Annotated in this window: 15 protein-coding genes; 12 read left to right on the forward strand and 3 right to left on the reverse strand. The window is 67.1% G+C overall.

Annotated elements, in window-relative coordinates:
- Complete coding sequence (locus ACZ0AA_RS02705; RefSeq protein WP_463512073.1) at positions 1–915, forward strand: metallophosphoesterase; 915 nt, start codon at positions 1–3, stop codon at positions 913–915.
- A gap of 93 nt (positions 916–1,008) precedes the next feature.
- Positions 1,009–2,469, forward strand: a complete 1,461-nt coding sequence (locus tag ACZ0AA_RS02710; RefSeq protein WP_400860840.1) for an aspartate ammonia-lyase — start codon at positions 1,009–1,011, stop codon at positions 2,467–2,469.
- A gap of 68 nt (positions 2,470–2,537) precedes the next feature.
- Here the strand turns inward: ACZ0AA_RS02710 and ACZ0AA_RS02715 are convergent, their stop codons facing one another.
- Positions 2,538–3,407 carry a fumarylacetoacetate hydrolase family protein gene (locus ACZ0AA_RS02715; protein WP_400860838.1) on the reverse strand — a complete coding sequence of 290 codons (870 nt, stop codon included), beginning with the start codon at positions 3,405–3,407 and terminating at the stop codon, positions 2,538–2,540.
- 88 nt (positions 3,408–3,495) lie between these two features.
- Between ACZ0AA_RS02715 and ACZ0AA_RS02720 the strand changes: the two genes are divergently transcribed.
- From ACZ0AA_RS02720 to ACZ0AA_RS02735, 4 genes are all read left to right on the forward strand, one after another.
- A complete protein-coding gene (locus ACZ0AA_RS02720; RefSeq protein WP_463512074.1) occupies positions 3,496–4,812 on the forward strand; it encodes a PrsW family intramembrane metalloprotease in 1,317 nt (438 codons plus the stop codon).
- Between the two features lie 12 nt (positions 4,813–4,824).
- A complete protein-coding gene (locus ACZ0AA_RS02725; RefSeq protein ID WP_463512075.1) occupies positions 4,825–5,517 on the forward strand; it encodes an alpha/beta fold hydrolase in 693 nt (230 codons plus the stop codon).
- Positions 5,518–5,737: 220 nt separating this feature from the next.
- A complete protein-coding gene (locus tag ACZ0AA_RS02730) occupies positions 5,738–6,106 on the forward strand; it encodes an FKBP-type peptidyl-prolyl cis-trans isomerase (protein ID WP_053095804.1) in 369 nt (122 codons plus the stop codon).
- A gap of 182 nt (positions 6,107–6,288) precedes the next feature.
- The gene (locus ACZ0AA_RS02735; RefSeq protein WP_400860833.1) at positions 6,289–6,843 is read left to right on the forward strand and encodes a YceI family protein; all 555 of its coding nucleotides are present in this window, start codon (positions 6,289–6,291) and stop codon (positions 6,841–6,843) included.
- 28 nt (positions 6,844–6,871) lie between these two features.
- Here ACZ0AA_RS02735 and ACZ0AA_RS02740 read toward each other — a convergent pair whose 3' ends face one another.
- A complete protein-coding gene (locus tag ACZ0AA_RS02740) occupies positions 6,872–8,164 on the reverse strand; it encodes an MFS transporter (RefSeq protein WP_400860831.1) in 1,293 nt (430 codons plus the stop codon).
- Between the two features lie 185 nt (positions 8,165–8,349).
- Here ACZ0AA_RS02740 and rpsO point away from each other — a divergent pair, with 185 nt between their 5' ends.
- From rpsO to ACZ0AA_RS02755, 3 genes are all read left to right on the forward strand, one after another.
- A complete protein-coding gene (gene rpsO, locus ACZ0AA_RS02745) occupies positions 8,350–8,619 on the forward strand; it encodes a 30S ribosomal protein S15 (protein WP_017203073.1) in 270 nt (89 codons plus the stop codon).
- Between the two features lie 155 nt (positions 8,620–8,774).
- Complete coding sequence (locus ACZ0AA_RS02750) at positions 8,775–9,632, forward strand: hypothetical protein (RefSeq protein ID WP_400860829.1); 858 nt, start codon at positions 8,775–8,777, stop codon at positions 9,630–9,632.
- Positions 9,625–9,954 carry a transcriptional regulator gene (locus ACZ0AA_RS02755; RefSeq protein WP_400860827.1) on the forward strand — a complete coding sequence of 110 codons (330 nt, stop codon included), beginning with the start codon at positions 9,625–9,627 and terminating at the stop codon, positions 9,952–9,954. The genes ACZ0AA_RS02750 and ACZ0AA_RS02755 overlap by 8 nt, the downstream gene beginning before the upstream one ends.
- Positions 9,955–9,960: 6 nt before the next feature.
- Here ACZ0AA_RS02755 and ACZ0AA_RS02760 read toward each other — a convergent pair whose 3' ends face one another.
- The gene (locus tag ACZ0AA_RS02760; protein WP_463512076.1) at positions 9,961–10,965 is read right to left on the reverse strand and encodes an isopenicillin N synthase family dioxygenase; all 1,005 of its coding nucleotides are present in this window, start codon (positions 10,963–10,965) and stop codon (positions 9,961–9,963) included.
- 158 nt (positions 10,966–11,123) lie between these two features.
- On the opposite strand from ACZ0AA_RS02760, the gene efeU reads away from it, so the two are divergent.
- The 3 genes from efeU to efeB are packed head-to-tail and all read left to right on the forward strand — an operon-like array spanning position 11,124 to position 14,639.
- On the forward strand, positions 11,124–12,074 hold the full coding sequence (efeU, locus tag ACZ0AA_RS02765; RefSeq protein ID WP_400860823.1) for an iron uptake transporter permease EfeU: 951 nt from the start codon (positions 11,124–11,126) through the stop codon (positions 12,072–12,074).
- Complete coding sequence (gene efeO / locus ACZ0AA_RS02770) at positions 12,071–13,303, forward strand: iron uptake system protein EfeO (protein WP_463512077.1); 1,233 nt, start codon at positions 12,071–12,073, stop codon at positions 13,301–13,303. Before efeU ends, efeO begins: the two co-directional genes overlap by 4 nt.
- Before the next feature lie 22 nt (positions 13,304–13,325).
- Complete coding sequence (gene efeB, locus ACZ0AA_RS02775; protein WP_400860821.1) at positions 13,326–14,639, forward strand: iron uptake transporter deferrochelatase/peroxidase subunit; 1,314 nt, start codon at positions 13,326–13,328, stop codon at positions 14,637–14,639.
- Positions 14,640–14,652: the final 13 nt, after the last annotated feature.

A 14,652-nucleotide genomic window follows, 5' to 3' on the forward strand; every position in this document is an offset into this window, starting at 1 on the left:
ATGTCAGCGCCTTCCGACAGCGAGTTCGTCTTCGGTCGACATGAGCCCGCAAGTCATGTCGTGATCCACGTGAGCGACCCGCACTTCCTGGCGGGGGGAGTGCGGCTCGGCGGACGCTACGACGTCGAATCGAATTTCGCCCGCACTCTCGAGGCGATCAGGGTCGTGCATCCGCACCCGGCGGCCATCGTCATCACCGGTGATCTGACGGATCTGGGGGAGCCGGATGCCTACCGGCGACTCCGCCTCGCGGTGGAGCCCGTCGCCCGAGAGCTCGGGACGACCGTCGTCTGGGTGGCCGGTAACCACGACGAGCGCCCTGCGCTGCGTGAGGGGCTGCTCGACCTGCCCCCGACCCAGGAGCCGGTGACGGGAGTATGGGACCTCGACGGGCTGCGGCTGATCGCGCTCGACACGAGTGTGCCGGGGTGGCATCACGGTGACCTGGACGCAGATCAGCTCTCGTGGTTGGCAGAGGTTCTGCGCGAACCGGCGCCGCACGGCACTCTGCTCGCGATGCATCACCCGCCGCTGCCGAGCCACCTTCCGCTCTTCGACATCCTCGAACTGCGGCACCAGGACGAACTCGCAGCGGTCATCCGCGACACCGACGTGCGCGGCATCCTCGCCGGACACCTGCACTACTCGTCGCACGGCACCTTCGCGGGGGTGCCGGTGAGCGTGTCCTCGGCGACCTGCTACACGATGAACGTCGCCCGCCCTGCCGCCGACGTGAACGGCATGGATGCCGCACAGGCTTTTCAGATCGTGCATGTGCGTCCCGAGACGATCACGCACACAGTGGTGCCCGTGACGGACGCACCGACCGGTGATCACTTCTCACGGGCATGGCTGGAGAAGATGGCGCGCCTCAGCCCGGACCAGCGCCTCGAGGCCTTCTCGCGCAAACGCTGACCCGCCGTCGTATCCCCGGCAGCGCATGCATGCAGGCGTAGACTGGATGCATCCCCCGCACCACACACTCGCCACTACCCACAAGGATGTGACATGGCTTCTGCCGCGCCTGCCCCCACCCGCACCGAGACCGATTCGCTCGGGAGCATGGAGATTCCCGCCGACGCGTACTGGGGGATCCACACTGCCCGCGCCGACGCGAACTTCCCGATCACCAAGCGTCCGATCTCGGTCTATCCCGACCTCGTCGTCGCGCTCGCGATGGTCAAGCAGGCCAGCGCCAGGGCCAATCGCGAGATCGGGGTCCTCGACCCCGAGCGCGCCGATCTGATCGACCGAGCGGCTCAGCGTGTCATCGACGGAGAGTTCCACGACCAGTTCACCGTCGGTGTGATCCAGGGTGGGGCCGGCACCTCGACGAACATGAACGCGAACGAGGTCATCACCAACATCGCGCTCGAGCTGGCCGGACGGCAGAAGGGCGACTACGCGTTCCTGTCGCCGATCGATCACACGAACCGCAGCCAGTCGACCAACGACGTCTACCCGACTGCCGTCAAGATCGGTCTGTCGCTGACGCTGCGGTCTCTGCTCGAAGAGCTCGATCTGCTGCGCATCTCGTTCCTGCAGAAGTCGCACGAGTTCCACGACGTGCTCAAGGTCGGACGCACGCAGCTGCAGGACGCCGTGCCGATGACTCTGGGCCAGGAGTTCCACGGCTTCGCGTCGACGCTCGGCTTCGATCACACCCGCCTCACCGAGAACGCCTCGCTCATGTTCGAGATCAACATGGGTGCTACGGCGATCGGCACCGGCATCACCACCCACGTCGACTACGCGCCCGCCGTGCTGAAGCATCTGCGCGAGATCACCTCGCTCGACCTCGTCACCTCCGCCGACCTCGTCGAAGCCACCAGCGACACCGGCTCGTTCATGTCGTTCTCGTCGACGCTGAAGCGCAACGCGATGAAGCTCTCGAAGATCTGCAACGACCTGCGGCTGCTGTCGTCGGGGCCGCAGGCCGGTTTCGGCGAGATCAACCTGCCCGCGATGCAGGCGGGTTCCAGCATCATGCCCGGCAAGGTCAACCCGGTGATCCCGGAGGTCGTCAATCAGGTCGCGTTCGCGGTCGCCGGTGCCGACATGACGGTCACGATGGCGGCCGAGGCGGGTCAGCTGCAGCTCAACGCCTTCGAGCCCGTGATCGCCCACTCGATCTTCCAGTCGATCACGTGGATGCGTCAGGCGATGTGGACGCTCCGGGTGAACTGCGTCGACGGCATCACCGCGAACCGCGACCGCCTCGGTGCGATGGTCGGCGCCTCGGTCGGCGTCATCACCGCCCTCACGCCGTTCATCGGATATGCGGCAGCGGCCGCTCTGGCGAAGACCGCGCTGCTGACCAACCGCAACGTGGCCGATCTGGTCGTCGAGGCGGGTCTGATGTCGCGCGAAGAGGTCGTCAAGCAGCTGTCGCCCGCGCGCCTGTCCGGTCTGGAAGCGATCACGGCCGCGATCCCGGTGATCTCAGCCGAGGACCTCATCGAGATCTGACGAGACGTGCAGAAGGGGCCCCGGCGGATATCCGCCGGGGCCCCTTCGCTCTGTGTACGTACGAGGCGTCAGTCCAGCACTCGACAGTGGGTGGTGAGCTCGCCGATCCCGTCGATGCCGACCGTCACGGTCGAACGATCACGGAGGAAGATCTGCGGGTCGCGAGAGTAGCCGGCTCCTCCGGGGCTGCCCGTGGAGATCAGCGTGCCGGGCAGCAGAGTCAGCGACTGCGAGAGGTGCGCGATGAGCTTCGCGACCGATCGGACCATCTGGTCGGTGCTCGCGTCCTGCACGGTCTGGCCGTCTACGACCGCCCAGATGTGGAGGTCCTGCGGGTCGGCGACCTCGTCGGCCGTGACCGCGAACGGACCGGTCGGGGTGAACCCGTCGAAGGACTTGCACCGTGACCACTGAGCTTCCGAGAACTGCACGTTCCTGGCGGTGATGTCGTTGACGACGGTGTAACCCCAGACATGCGAGAGGGCGTCGGCCTCGGCCACGTCCTTCGCAGGCGTGCCGATCAGCACGCCGAGCTCTGCCTCGTAGTCCACGGCCTCGCTCAGCGCTCGCGGCCACGACGTCGTCTGCTCATGGCCCGTCAGCGAGTTGGGCCACAGCGTGAAGACGGTCGGAGCCGCGTCGGTCTTCAGGCCGAGCTCGCTCGAGTGGGCGGCGTAGTTCAGGCCGACTGCGAGAACCGCGGGCGGGGCGATGACTGCTGACGAGAACGTCCAGTCTTCGAGCGGATGCCGGGTGGCGGTGCCGCTCTCGACAGCAGAACGAAGCGCGGCGAGCGTCTGCTCTCCTCCTTCGATCAGCTGCTGAAGCGTCGCAGGGGGGTCGGGAAGGAGGTCGGAGACGAGGATGGCATCGGCACCCTCCACGACTGCGAGATGCGCAGCAGGGGAGTCGGCACGACGCAGATGAGCGAACCGCATGTTCCTACGCTATCCGCTGCTCGGGTCGATTGGATGGAGGAAGTCACCAGACCCGAGGGAAGTTGGTTGTTCGCCATATGCTTTGGCTATGAGTTCCGGAGGACCGTCCCAGCCATCGCCGTACACGCCGCCGCCCGCGCAGCAGCCGCCCGCGCAGCAGCCGACGTATCCGCAGCAGCCGCAGCAGTACTCCGCTCAGCAGTATGCGCAGTCGAACTACGCACCGGCCCACTTCACCCAGCACCCGGGGTATGCGTCGGTCCTCGCCCAGCCGACTCCCTACTCCCCGCCGGCCCCGGCCGCCCCATCACCTGCCCCGGGTCTGCCTGCGCTGCCCGCAGCGCGCCGAGGTGGCCGGGCCGCCCTGTTCTCGCTGTTCGGGTTCCTCGGGCTGCTGATGCTCGGGCTGATCGCCTACTTCGGGTTGTTCCTCGGGCCACTGGCGTCGATCATCGGTCTCGTTCTCGCGCTCGTGCCGCTTGCGATCGTCTTCTTCGTCGTGCGCATGATCGACCGATGGGAGCCCGAGCCCAAGTCGCTCGTGTTCTTCGCGATCGCCTGGGGTGCCATCGCCGCCGTGGGACTCACGCTTCTCGTCGACCTGGGCCTGACAGCCGTGCTGGGGCTCAGGGGGGAGGTCGCAGGCGCCGTGATCCAGGCTCCCATCGTCGAGGAGTTCTGGAAGGGCTTCGGAGTCTTCCTGATCTTCGTCATCGCGCGTCGATCGTTCGACGGACCGGTCGATGGGGTCGTGTACGGAGCCCTGGTCGGCGCCGGATTCGCGTTCACCGAGAACATCCAGTACTTCGCCATCAGCCTCATCGAGGGCGGGGGAGAGCAGCTGACGGTGACGTTCATCCTGCGCGCGATCATGTCGCCGTTCGCTCACGCCATGTTCACCTCGCTCACCGGCCTCGCGATCGGTCTGGCCGCTCGACGCCACGCCTCGACGGGTGCTGCGCTCGGTTTCGGTCTCCTCGGGATGCTGGGGGCGATGGTGCTGCACGGGCTGTGGAACGGATCGTCCTTCGCGAACTTCTTCCTCCTCTACTTCGTCCTCCAGGTGCCGCTGTTCGTCGGATTCATCCTCGGCATCATCGCCTTGCGGAGAGAGGAGTCACGTCTGACGAAGGCGCGTCTGGGCGACTACGCGGCTGCCGGATGGTTCACCCCCGAGGAGGTCACGATGCTGGCCACCCCTGCGGGGCGCAAGACCGGTCTCGCCTGGGCGTCCCAGTTGCGCGGTGATCGACGTCCGCTGATGCGCGAGTTCATCAAGGACGCCACGACGTTGGCATCCGTCCGTCAGCGGGCGATCACGGGCCGCGACCCGATGGCTCCTGCAGACGAGCAGGCCCTGCTCGCTCGCACGCGCGCCGCCCGGGCCGCCCTGCTGGCGTACTGAGGCAGCCCCGTCATGACCCGCTTCATCCTCGTCCACGGAGCGGGCGACACAGGGTGGTCATGGCATCGGCTCGCTGCCGTCCTGCGGGAGCGCGGACACGAGGTGATCGCGCCGGATCTGCCGGGCGACGACGAGTCCCTCACGCTCGTCGACTATGCGGATGCCGTCGTGGATGCTGTCGGCGGACGACGAGGGGGAATCGTCGTCGGTCACTCGTTCGGCGGGTTCACCGCGCCGATCGTCGCCGAGAGGCTGGCGGCGGACTCTCTCGTGTTGCTCGCTGCGATGATTCCGATGCCGGGGGAGTCTCCGGATGACTGGTGGTCGAACACCGGCTTCAGCGCGGCGGTGGAGGCGCAGGCTGCTCGCGACGGCGGTCTCACGGGGAACGATGATCCGTTCGTCGGCTTCTATCACGATGTACCTCGAGCGACGGCGGAAGAGGCGATGGACCGCGAGAGAGCACATCCGTCCGAAGCCGCGATGGCAGCTCCCTGGCCTCTCGCCGACTGGCCGAGCGTGCCGACGAGGTTCGTCGTCTGCACCGAGGACAGGTTCTTTCCACCTGCGTTCCTCCGAGAACTCGCGCGCAAGCGACTCGGCGTCGCCGCAGACGAGATCCGGGCCGGTCACTGCGTCGCGCTCAGTCGCCCGGAAGAACTCGCGTCGATGCTCGTCGAGTATTCGGCCGAGGTGCGTGGCTGAGGAGTCGCGAAGAGCTCCCCGTCGCAAGACTCAGCGCCCGGTGCTGCGGCGATGCCTGCATGTCTACCGGGCGCTGAGTTGGTCTGTAAACAGGGTGCACCCGGTGCGCACGAGTGTCAAGGGCTTGGAAAGGGAGAGCGACACTGAGCGCATCGCGGTTTCGCCCTCAGCGGAGCGATCCCGTTGACCGACGGCCCACGGCTCGGGTTGGATGGAGAGCATGACTGATCGCACAAAGCCTGAGTTCGACGCCCCCACCGGCCCCGCCCCCGCGGAGCTCGTGATCCGCGACATCATCGAGGGAGACGGTGCCGAGGCGAAGCCCGGTGACACCGTGACCGTGCACTACGCCGGTGTCGAGTTCGAGTCCGGCGAGGAGTTCGACTCCTCGTGGGGACGCGGCGAGACCATCCAGTTCCCGCTCCGCGGCCTGATCCAGGGCTGGCAGGACGGCATCCCCGGAATGAAGGAAGGCGGGCGCCGCGAGCTCGTCATCCCGCCGCACCTCGCCTACGGCCCTGTCGGCGGAGGACACTTCCTCTCGGGCAAGACCCTCATCTTCATCATCGACCTCGTCGCCGTCGGCTGACCGGATCACCGCCGGAAGGCGCCGTGCCCCATCGGGGTGCGGCGCCTTTTTGCGTGCGCGGAGGGGATTCCGCACATTCCGGGAATACATGCATGTGCATGTAAGTTGTAACGCGTGACGCCGTGAACGCGGCCCCTCATCCGTTGCCGCGCAATGCGGCTGATGTCTCCCGAGGAGAAACCATGACCAGCATCGACATTCCCGGTTACCGTCCCGGCACCTGGGTGCTCGACCCGTCGCACAGCGAGGTCACCTTCAGCGTGCGCCACATGATGATCTCGAAGGTCCGTGGCACCTTCGGTGTCAAGAGCGCGACCCTGATCGCCCCCGAGAACCCCCTCGACGCCCGCGTCGAGGCCAGCGTCGACGTCACGTCGATCGACACCAAGGACGAGGGGCGCGACACGCACCTCCGCTCCGGCGACTTCTTCGACACCGAGAACTTCCCGACCATGGAGTTCGTCTCGACCGGTGCGCGCACCGAGGGCGGCGAGCTCTTCGTCGACGGCGACCTGACGATCCGCGGCATCACAAAGCCCGTGAGCTTCGAACTCGACTTCGGTGGCTTCGGTTCCGACCCGTGGGGCAACTACAAGGCCGGCGCGTCGGCCAAGACGGTCATCAACCGCGAGGACTTCGGCCTGACCTGGAACGCAGCCCTCGAGACCGGCGGAGTGCTGGTCGGCAAGGATGTCACGATCAGCCTCGACCTGCAGGGTGCTCTGCAGCAGGACTGATCAGCTGATCTCGAGAACCCCGGGCCCCTCAGGGCTCGGGGTTCTCTGCGTCGTACGCACGGAAGCCAGGGCTGCGGCGCGCGAGCAGAGCGACCAGGGCGATCACGAGCAGGCCGCCGATCAGCGGGGGGACCCACAGTGTCGTGAGGGTCGCGAGCGTGCCGGCATAGAGCGCGCCGATGCGAGGGCCACCGGCGACGACGATGATGAAGACGCCCTGCAGACGGCCGCGCATGCTGTCTGGCACCGCCGCCTGCATCATCGTGTTGCGATAGATCGAGCTCACATTGTCGGATGCGCCCGAGAGGGCGAGTGCGACGCACGCCGCAATGATCAGCCCGACATTCGGAACCTGTTCGGTCGCTCCGGCGGAGAGGGCCCCGGCCACCAGGACCGCGCCGAACAGCAGGATGGAGGCGCCGTATGCCTCGACCGCACGCTCGATGCCGCGTCCGTGCCAGCGGTACTGCACGACCCGTCCGGAGAAGAGGCTCGAAGCGAAGGTGCCGGCAGCGACGGCCGCGGTGAGGATGCCGGTCGTCACCGCTCCTCCGCCGAGGAGGACTGTCCCGAGAGCGGGGAACAGCACGAGCGGCTGTCCGAAAGTCATGGCGATGATGTCGACCACGTATTGCATCCGGATGTTGCTCGCTCGGCGCAGGAATCTCCATCCGTCCACGAGCGACGCGAAACCCGGCCTCACGATCTCGCCCTCGGGGCGAAGCGGAGGCAGGCTCCACAGCCCGAGGAACATCGACAGCATCAGGATCACATCGAGGGTGTAGGTCCATCCGTACCCGGTGAGTGCGACGAGGATTCCCGCGATGGCGGGTCCGGCCATCACCGTGAGTCCGAATGCCACCCCGTTGAGGGCGGACGCGGCGGCGAGCTTGTCGCGGGGGATGAGCCGCGGCACGATCGCCGTACGGGTGGCCATGCCGACCGAGTTCGCCGCGGAGTTTACGATGCTCAGCACATACAGCCACCAGATGGTCTCCGTGCCCGTCCAGGTGAGCGCAGCGAGCAGCGCGGTCGAGGCGAAGGTCACCGTGGCGGCGATCAGTGCCACCCTGCGACGGTCGAATGCGTCGGCGAGCATCCCGCCGTACAGCCCCGCGAGGATCATCGGCACGAGTCCGGCCACGGCGATCATCGAGACCGCGAAGGTGCTCCCGGTGAGTGCGAACACGTGCAGCATCACCGTGACGATCGTCAGTTGGCCGCCGATCCCCGCGAGGACCGAGCCGATCCACATCCGCGCGAACGCCGGGCTGGCCTTGAGGGGGCTGAGGTCGATCAGGTGGCTGCGCGCGGCGCTCACGCCGAGTGTCCGTCATGCATGGTTCGAGGTTATCCGAGGCGCCATCGGGCGCGCGCAGTCGCGGTCTTCCAGCGGCATCGAGTCCTGGTAGACTCTTCAGGTTGCCGTTTGATCGGCCGCGGATAAAGAGAGCTCACGCATCAGGCGTCGGGCACCGCGCAACAAGCAGAGAGGGGATCGAATCTATGGCACTGGAAGCAGACGTCAAGAAGGCGATCATCGAAGAGTACGCGACGCACCCCGGTGACACCGGATCCCCCGAGGTGCAGGCCGCGATGCTGACGCAGCGCATCAAGGACCTCACCGAGCACCTGAAGGAGCACAAGCACGACCACCACTCGCGTCGTGGCCTGTTCCTGCTCGTGGGTCAGCGCCGTCGTCTGCTCGGCTACCTCCAGAGCGTCGACATCGAGCGTTACCGCTCGCTGATCGCACGCCTGGGTCTCCGCCGATAACGCAGAGCGCTCCAGCGTACAATCGCGCAGAACATTCTTGAGAAGGCCGCCCCAGGTGTGGGGCGGCCTTCGTCATGTTCCAGGGGTTGACCTCGCACCAGCTTTCCCGTAGGAAAGTAGGGAGCTTTCCATCTGGAAAGTAAGAGGGGGGCATCATGGAGCAGAAGCCTGTCGACGGCTACGAGGTGCTCGCACCTCCCAGCGCGGACATCGCCAAGAGGTATCTCGACGAGGCTGAAGCGGTCGCCACGCGCCGTGAGCTCACGGTGGATCGTCGAGCGCTGGCATGGCTGCAGATCGTCAATGCCGTGGCCACGGCGGCGTATCTGGCGGTTTTGGCGTTCGCCCTCCGGGCTGACAGTGTCCTCGCCTCGCAGACCATCGTCTTCAGCTTCCTCGTGTGGGTTCAGCTCGCGAGCGGAATGGCGCAGCGCAGCGGCATGCAGCGTCGCCCCTCGTGGTCGAACTGGCCGATGCTGGTCGCAGGCGGGCTCCTCGTCACCGTGGCGCTGGTCGCTTTCGGCTTCGCTGTCTGGGCGCCGGGCTTTCCGGCGATCGGAGTGCTGATCCCGCCCGCACTCGTCCTGTTCGGCTTGGGCGGCTACGGAGCGGCACAGCTCGCCCGTGCGTCCGGCGACGTCCGCCCGCCGCGCTCGCGCCCACAGCCTCTTTCGCGCGTCATTCGATGGGGGACGATCCTCGTCGGCGTCGCGCTCGGGGTGCTGATCACGCTCGCGTCGGCGCCGAACGGAGTGCTCGCGAGCGTTCTGGTCATGCTCGTCCTGCTGATGCTGTTCGTCTGGATGTTCGCGTTCAGCAGCGATCTCGGGCTGCCTGCGATCGGTGCATCCTGGCGATGGCCGCACCTGACCGTTTTCGCTATCTCGGTCTCGGCGCTCTCCGCGGTCGTCCTGCTCCCCATTCCCTTCGATGGGGGAGCGCTGGCGGGGGCCTCCGTGATCATCCTGTTCGTCGCCGTCTCCTTCATACCCGGGCGTGATCTGCGTGACTGACGGGCCCGCGGCGCCCCACCCCCGCACCCGGCTCGACGACAACTTCGCGTCGCCGATCCGCTTCTCGCTGATGGCGTCGCTCGGGGATGGCATCGAACTGGATTTCGCGACGCTCCGCGAGATCCTCCAGTGCGGTGACTCGCCGCTGAGCAAGGCCATCACGCACCTGCAGGCGGCGGGGTACGTCATCGCGCGAAAAGGGAGCCTCGGCAGCCGTCCTCGCACCTGGGTCTACTCGACCGCCGCAGGCCGCGCGGCCTTCGCCGGCCACCTCCAGGCGCTGCGCGAGATCGTCGCGCTCGGAGGCGGTCCCGCGCTGTGACCGGTGTCAGACCTTCGCGCCGACCAGGTCGGGGTGATGGATCGCTGCGACATCAGGATGCGCGCGCAGACGTGACTTCATGGCGTTCTCGCCGTAGGTGGCGTGGATGGGGTTGCTCGGATCCTCGGTGATGCCGGTCGCCTCCGCGGCCAGGTCGGCCGGGAGAGACAGGAGCGGCAGCTGCTGGTCGAGCGCGGGGTTGAAGAAGAAGGGGATGGAGATGCGCTCCTCCGGTGCCTTGGGGGAGATCACCCGGTGATTGGTGGCCTTCAGGTAGCCCCCGGTCGCATACTCGAGCAGCTCCCCGATGTTGACGACGAACGCGCCGGGCACGGGCGGAGCCGACACCCACTCGCCGTTCCGCTCCACCTGCAGCCCACCCTTGCCGGGCTCGACCCAGAGCAGGGTGAGCACACCGGAATCCTTGTGCGCGCCGACGCCCTGCTGGGGCTCCGGCTCATGCGTGCACGGGTAGCGGACGATCTTGATGAGCGTCGACGGGTCGCGGAACGGCACATCGAAGTACGACTCCTCCGCCCCGAGGGTGACCGCCCATGCGCGCAGCAGCTTGTGTGCGACCTCGGTCAGCGTGTCGTGCCACTCGGTGACGACCGCCTTGAGCTCGGGCTGGGCTGCCGGCCAGAGATTCGGTCCGGTGAGGCGGTTGAAAGCGGGTCCGCCCTCGATGGGTTCGCGCTCGGGGCCGATGTCGATCTGCTCACGCCAGTCCACCTTGCCCTGCGTCCGTTCGCCCCCGACGCGGGTGTATCCGCGGAAGTGGGGGCTGTTGACGTTCTCGATCGCGAGCTTCTCCTCTTCGGGAAGAGCGAAGAAGTCGAGCGCGGCCCGGTGCAGGCGAGCTTCGAGCTCGGGGGAGACGCCCGTGCCCGTGAGGTAGAAGAAGCCCACATCATGCGTCGCTGCGCGTAGTTCGTCTCGGAATCGCGCTGCGGCCTCGGGGCCGGCATCGAGCTGGGACAGGTCGAGGATGGGGAGCGAGAGATCAGCCATGCATCGAGCGTAAATCGGTCGTGAGGCGGACGGTCGAGTGTTGCGTCGCATTACTCTCCTCGCTCCTCGGCGCGTGTACGAGGCGACGGCGATCTGATGATAATCTCTCCGAGGTAAGGGATGCCTTACCTCAGTCTTATCGCAGAGAGTCTCATTCCGTGCTCGCAACGTTCCTGATCGGTCTTCGCGAAGGCCTCGAAGCCGCTCTCGTCGTCGGCATCCTCGTGGCCTACCTACGTCGCCTCGGCCGAAGCGACGCGCTGCCGCGACTCTGGGCCGGCGTAGGGCTGGCGATCGCTCTCGCTCTGGGCATCGGTGCGATCCTCACCTTCGGGGCGTACTCGCTGACGTTCGAAGCGCAGGAGCTCATCGGCGGACTGCTATCCCTGCTTGCTGTCGGCATGGTCACCTGGATGATCTTCTGGATGCAGAAGGCCGGGCGCACCATGAAGGCGACGCTCGAAGGGGGGCTCGATCGGGCTCTCACGCACGGCGGCCTCTGGGCCCTGATCGCGATCGGCTTCGTCTCCGTGGCCAGGGAGGGGATCGAGACGACTCTGCTCCTGTGGTCGATGGTCCAGTCGTTCGGAGACGCCCCCGCCGCACTGCTCGGAGCGATGCTCGGCCTCCTCACCGCCGTCGTGATCGGATGGCTGCTCGCCCGCGGCGCCGTCCGACTCGACCTCCGCCGGTTCTTCACCTGGACGAGCGGCTTCCTCGTGATCGTCGCCGCCGGCGTGCTCGCCTACGCGATCATGGACCTTCAGGAGGCCGGTGCGCTGCCCGGACCCTTCACTTCTGCAGCCCCCATCGACGCCCTCACCGGCGCCGTGGCACTCGGTTGGGCGGCGTTCCCGTTCGGGTGGGCGTTCGACGTGACGAACGTCATCGCCCCGGACGGAGCATGGGCCACCATCCTGCAGGCGACCGTCGGCTTCATGCCGCGGATGACGTGGCTCCAGGTCACGGCATGGGCCGTCTATATCGTCGTCGTCGGATTCTTCTTCGTCCGCGGACTGCGCGCGCGTCGGCCGAGCACGCCTCGTTCGTCGACGTCTGCAGACCGTGACGTCTCGACCCCCACTCTCACCCAGCAAGGAGCAGCATGACCACCTCTCGCCGAATCCTCGGTGCTGTCGCCGCAGCCGGCGCCGCAGCGCTCGTCCTCAGCGGCTGTGTCGCCAAGAGCGATGCCGCAGCAGGCGCCGCGTTCGACGTCTCGTCGACCGACTCAGAGTGCGCCGTCTCCGCGACGACTGCCGAGAGCGGCACGCTCACGTTCGACGTGACGAACGACAGTGCACAGACCTCGGAGTTCTACCTGCTCGCCGACGACGGACTGCGCATCGTCGGCGAGGTCGAGAACATCGCGCCGGCCGCCTCCCGCACACTCACCGTCGTGGCGCAGCCAGGCAAGTACTTCACGCTGTGCAAGCCCGGAATGATCGGCGAGGGCGTCGGCAAGTCGGAGTTCACGGTCACGGGCGACCGGGTGGAGGTCGAGGGAGAGGACTCGGAGCAGAAGCAGCAGGCGGTCGACCTGTACGCGGCATTCGTGAAGGACCAGGTCGGGCAGCTGGTCCCCTCCGTCGACGAGTTCGTCGCCGCGTACGAGTCGGGTGACGACGAGGCCGCTCGCGCTCTCTTCCCCCAGACCCGCGCCTTCTACGAGCGCATCGAACCCGTTGCGGAGGCGCTCGGCACGCTCGACCCGCGCATCGACTTCCGCGAGGTCGACGCCGTCGCCGACGGAATCGACTGGACCGGCTTCCACCGCATCGAGAAGGATCTCTGGGTGCCGGCTCAGGACGCACTCAACGCCGACGGCGAGACGCCCGCCTGGCAGGACTGGGCTCCCTCGACGACCGAGGAGCGCGCCGATTATGGCGACCAGCTGCTCGCAGACGTGCAGGAGCTCTACGACTATGTGCACTCCGACGACTTCACGACGGCTCTGGACGACCAGGGGATCGGCGGGATCTCGAACGGTGCGATCGCACTGCTCGACGAGGTCGCGACCGGCAAGATCTCCGGTGAGGAGGACTGGTGGTCCGGAACCGACCTCTACGACTTCGCCGCCAACGTCGAGGGCTCCAAGATGGCCTTCTCTCTCGTGCAGGACTTCGCCACCGCGCAGGGCGATGACGGCGCAGCGCTCGTGACCGAGATCGAGGACGGATACGCGGCTCTCGAAGAGTCGCTTGCGGCGCACGGCTCGCTCGACGAGGGCTTCGTCGGTTACTCGGAACTGACCGACGCCGACAAGCGCGAGTTCACCGACCTCATCAATGCGCTCGCCGAGCCGCTGTCGCAGCTCACCGGCACAGTCCTCGACTGATTCGAAGGGTACGATCTCGCAGGTGAACGAACGCTCGAAGGATGCAGCTGCTGCCGACTCCACGCCGGAGTCGGCAGCTGCTGCCTCCTCTTCCACGGGCCTCAGTCGACGTGGCCTCCTCGGCCTCGCGATCGGCGGGGGAGTCGCCTCCCTCGCAGTGGGAGTGGGCGGCGGACTGGCCGGTGGCGTGGCCCTCGGCCGTGCCAGAGCAGACGCGGACTCGCAGGTCTCGTACGAGTTCTTCGGCGCGCATCAGGCGGGGATCACCACTCCGGTGCAGGAGCATCTGCACTTCGCCTCGTTCGACATGATGCCGCGGACTGATCGGGACGATCTGATCACACTGCTGCAGGACTGGACGTATGCGGCGTCGCGAATGACCAAGGGGCTCGAGGTGAGCGCGACGGGCGCCGTCGGAGGTGACTCCGAAGTGCCGCCGGATGACACCGGTGAAGCTCTCGGCCTCCCGGCCGCCGGGCTCACGATCACGTTCGGCTTCGGGCCGAGCCTGTTCGAGAACGAAGACGGCGACCGCTACGGAATCGCCGCTCAGCGGCCGCAGAAGCTCGAGCGGCTTCCCGCGTTCGTGGGCGACGACCTCGACCCGCAGGCGTCGCACGGCGATCTGTGCATCCAGGCCTGCGCCGATGACCCGCAGGTGGCTGTGCACGCGATCCGCAACCTCAGCCGTATCGCCTTCGGGCGCGCACGCCTGCGCTGGTCGCAACTCGGTTTCGGCAAGACCTCTCGCACGACCTCCGCTCAGGCGACCCCGCGCAACCTGTTCGGATTCAAGGACGGCACGGCGAACATCCTCGCCGACGACGCCACCGCCCTCGACGCGAATGTCTGGGTCGGAGCATCGGATCAGCCCTCCTGGATGGCGGGAGGCTCGTATCTCGTCGCTCGGAAGATCGCGATGCTGATCGAGACCTGGGATCGGGTGCGGCTCTCGGAGCAGAACACGATCGTGGGGCGCGACAAGGGCGAGGGTGCTCCGCTCTCCGGCGGCGACGAGTTCGCCGCACCGGACTTCGGCTCCTCGGCGATAGACCAGAACGCGCACGTGCGGCTCGCGCACCCGGAGCAGAACAACGGCATCCGGATCCTTCGCCGGGGTTTCAACTACGTCAACGGCAACAACGACCTCGGCCGGCTCGACGCCGGGCTCTTCTTCCTGTCATATCAGCGCGATCCTGCTCAGTTCATCTCACTGCAGCGACGGCTGTCGACCGACCGGATGAACGAGTACATCACGCATGTCGGCTCGGGCATCTGGGCGATCCCCGCCGGTGCGAAGCCCGGATCGTACGTCGGCGCCGGGCTCTTCGCCTGACGGTCGCGGAGCG

This window comes from Microbacterium sp. AC035 (assembly GCF_979258485.1).